Source organism: Streptococcus mitis (assembly GCF_008763935.1).
Classification (GTDB): domain Bacteria; phylum Bacillota; class Bacilli; order Lactobacillales; family Streptococcaceae; genus Streptococcus; species Streptococcus mitis_DB.
This window is the reverse complement of sequence record NZ_VTQF01000028.1, coordinates 1-3,809: the sequence shown is the minus strand read 5'-3', so window position 1 is coordinate 3,809 and position 3,809 is coordinate 1. Positions and strand designations below refer to the sequence as shown.

The 3,809-nt window shown below is 43.1% G+C and carries 4 protein-coding genes; all 4 read right to left on the bottom strand.

The window, feature by feature from the left end; translation table 11 throughout:
* Positions 1 to 325 precede the first annotated feature (325 nt).
* Positions 326 to 622 carry an Imm40 family immunity protein gene (imm40, locus tag F9B91_RS11100; RefSeq protein ID WP_150923304.1) on the bottom strand — a complete coding sequence of 99 codons (297 nt, stop codon included), beginning with the start codon at positions 620 to 622 and terminating at the stop codon, positions 326 to 328.
* Between the two features lie 17 nt (positions 623 to 639).
* Positions 640 to 1,767, bottom strand: a complete 1,128-nt coding sequence (locus tag F9B91_RS11670) for an RHS repeat domain-containing protein (protein ID WP_306461090.1) — start codon at positions 1,765 to 1,767, stop codon at positions 640 to 642.
* Positions 1,768 to 1,894: 127 nt separating this feature from the next.
* The gene (locus F9B91_RS11090) at positions 1,895 to 2,197 is read right to left on the bottom strand and encodes a hypothetical protein (protein WP_186805916.1); all 303 of its coding nucleotides are present in this window, start codon (positions 2,195 to 2,197) and stop codon (positions 1,895 to 1,897) included.
* Positions 2,194 to 3,809, bottom strand: a 1,616-nt coding sequence (locus F9B91_RS11085; protein ID WP_225306654.1) for an RHS repeat domain-containing protein, incomplete at its 5' end; no start/stop codon positions are given. The genes F9B91_RS11085 and F9B91_RS11090, both read right to left, overlap by 4 nt.

The window sequence follows — 3,809 nt, the reverse complement described above, 5'->3', positions numbered from 1 at the left end:
CAACACCTTGCCGGTCGGGGTGTAATGGTCGTATTCGTATTCCGATACCAATCCTGCCGCATCGCGGATGATGTGCGGGCAGTCCGGCACGCTCCAGCCTTTGCCGAGCCAGCCTATTTCGTCTTAGTCGGAATAATAGCTGCGGCTCCATACCAGCCGAGGAAGAATACATCAGTGGTCAGGCTGGTTTGGTGGCAGTGTGGGAAAGTATGCTCTTGTGGCTGGGCATGACTAGTTTATCGCCAGTGGTACGGTTGGTTTTGTTTCAGACGGCCTTTTTACACTTTAATCAGGAGCTCAACTCAATCTCTGCTTGCTGATTGTTTTATTTGAAAACAAATGATACATATAAATTTTGATTATTTTTAAAGTTATCTAGATATTTTCTAGTTTTTATAATACTATCACTTTGAATATTTCCTTCGTAATACCAATTATCATAAGTATGTTCAAATTCATTATTATTTTTTTTATATAAATCTCCTCCTAAAATAAAAAAATTTAAATTTTCTAAAATATCTATAATATCATCAGATAATTCTATAGGTATAATTACAGTATTTTCTCCTTGTTCAAATAAACTGACTCCATTATTAATATAAATGCTAATTAATTTATTCATAAATACACTTCCAGTGGTTATTTATTAGGTTTAAATAAACGGTGATTAATTTTGCCATTTGGCTCTTTTATATATTCAAAAACCCCTTCTTTTCCTTTATATCCTCCAGGTATTTCTAGTTTCTGTCGTGTTATTCCATCACCACCTTTAATTTTTGATACTTTACCATATCTTGAAAAACTATCAACAGCCTCAGGGAAGCTATGATAATCTCCTGATGAAGCCTGTTTTTTAACTTTTTCTGTATATCTTGTTCCTTTAAAGAAATTTTTTGCTTGACACTTGCCAACACATAATTTTGCAGCTTTGCCTAAAACAGGTCCTGTTATCGCGCCGATACCAGCTCCAAGTGCCACACTTCCATAATCAATATCATTCCATTCTTTACCATTAATTACATTAGAAGCGACTTGCATACCTGCATCCGTTGCAGCACCTGAAAGTGCACCCACTCCCATAGCAATTAGAATCGGTATAAAAGCTATATTTCCACTTGGATCTATCCAACTTTGAGTATTCGGCGCAAATTGATAAAAGTTCACCCCACCCATCAACCCAATCGGATCCTGATTCACAAACCGACCCGCATCAGGCTCATAATACCTGAAGAAGTTATAGTGCAGCCCCGTTTCACGGTCGGCGTACTGGTTTTGCAGGCGGAAAGGTTGGTAAGCACTATCCGTTACTTGGGTTTCCTCTTTCAGACGACCCCAGCCAGTATAGTTGCCGAACCACAAGAGGTTGCCGTCTTTATCGGTCATCTCTCTTGGGATGCCGATTTGGTCGCAGTGGAAGTAGTTGATTTGTTGTCGGCTTTCGCCTTCTCCGTTGGTCCGGTTGTGTACCTGTGCCAAAGGTTCGTAACTGTCGGGGTCGGTGTAGATATAGGTATACCTGCCGTCCGTGCGGATTTCTTGCAGTAAATGGCTGCCGTCCCAAACGAAGCGGGTTTGGTTTTCGAGGTCGTTCCCGCCTAAATCATGCGGGAATGACGTTTCTGAAACTTCTTCATTTTTCAGACGACCTTTGCCTATCCTTCTGCCCAAGGCATCGTAGCTGTAGGCCCAAGTTTCTTTCGTGCCGTCTTTCTTGAAGATTTCCGCCTTAACCAGTTGGTCGTGCAGATCGTAGAAGTAGTTCTGCACTTCGCCGTCGGCCAGCTCGCGGTGGATCAGGTTGCCGAAGCCGTCGTAGTAATAGCCGGTTATCGTAGGTTACGGTCTCTTTAGACGTCAGTAGTATTTCAGCATGACGATATTTTGCACAGAAATGTTATTTTTTAGTGATAACAATACCCTCTAGCCCAACAGACGAATTTATATAATAAAAATTATATATTTCTTTATCTTCTATAAAGGGATTTATACAAGGAAAAAGTTTAATAATTTCATTTGGAATATCTTCTTTTCCCCATTCATATATATCAAAAATAATATTTTGGTCCGAAACGTTGTTAAAATGAAAAAAAATTACTGATTTAAAAAAGATATTATTTTCATCAGATGAAAGTAATACGAGTAATTGATCATTTTTCTTATATAAAAAACCAATAATTTCCTTGTCATGTATATTCATTTCTTTTTTGCTCCACATTTATCTGGATTTTTCATGGAAAAATCTAAATCTTGACATTGGCTAATTGAATTAGGTAATAACAAAAGACTTACTCCACTTATAAATCTGGTTGTTAAGCTACTTAATCCAGGGAATACTTGTGCACATTTGCCAAATCTTAAGTTAAATTTTTCCATTTTTGTTAATACTCGTCCTTCTCCTCGGACTTTATTTGGTGCTTTATCTGATGGATATTTCCAGTCATGTGCATGAGGGTCTCCAAAACCATGGTTATGACCAAAGTCGATGTCTTTTACGGGGTTTCCTTTTGCATCATAGCTTCTAATTTGTATAGGTTTACCTGTTTTGGGATCTAATTTTGTTAATTTTCCATTTTTTGGCCCAAATTGCCCTGTTCTACTACCTTCTGGTAGCCTACTGCTAATTGGTTTTCTAGCTAACCCTAATGGATCAACCCACCCCTTTACATTCGGTGCAAACTGATAAACGTTAAAGCCGCCTTCCAACCCAATCGGATCCTGATTCACAAACCGACCCGCATCAGGTTCGTAATACCTAAAGAAATTGTAATGCAGCCCCGTCTCACGGTCGCAATACTGGTTTTGCAGGCGGAAGGGTTGGTGAGCAGTTCTCGTTACGTTCGTTTCGCTCCTCAGTTTGCCCCAACCGTAATAATCGCTGAACCAAACCAGATTGCCGTCCTTATCGGTCATCTCTCTCGGGATGCCGATTTGGTCGCAGTGGAAGTAGTGGATTTGTTGGTGGCTTTCGCCGTCTTCGGTTGTCCAATTGCGGACCTGTGCCAGCGGTTCGTAGGAATCCGGGTCGGTGTAGAGATAGGTATACCTGCCGTCCGGGTGGACTTCCTGCAGCAAATGGCTGCCGTCCCAAACGAAACGGGTTTGGTTTTCGAGGTCGTCTGAAACTTCTTCGTTTTTCAGACGACCTTTGCCTATCCTTCTGCCCAAGGCGTCGTAGGTGTACGACCAAGTCTCTTTGCTGCCGTCTTTTTTGAAGATTTCCGCCTTAACCAGTTGGTCGTGCAGGTCGTAGAAATAGTTCTGCACTTCGCCGTCGGCCAGTTCGCGGTGGATGAGGTTGCCGAGGTCGTCGTAGTAATAGGTCGTGCCGTTGTAGGTTTTCAGGCGGTTGTCGGTGATGACGGAACGGTCGTCTGAAAGCGGCGCGGTCGTTTTGCCCTCTCCCCGACCCTCTCCCACGGGAGAGGGGGCAGGGTATGGTTTGACCTTTTCCGTCGGGATGTCGAGGATATTGTGCGCGGGGTCGAAGGCGAACAGTTCGTTACCGGCTTGGGTAATCCTACCCAGTTTGTCGTACTCGAAATGCGTCGTGCCCGTCCGCTGGTCGGTGCTGTGGGTCAGGTTGCCGGTGCGGTCGTAGCCGTAGCCACGTTTGACGGCATAAGCCGATGTTACTTTGGTTTTGCCTTTGCCGCTTTCCATCAAATCATTGAGGGTGGCGATTTGTTTTTTCAGACGACCTAGGGGATCGAGTTCGTAACGGCTGGCGAGTTTACCCTGTGTACGGAAGATTTCGCGGTGCAGCTTATCGCGTTCGATGTCGGTGATGACTTCGTCGTCGAGGCTGATTT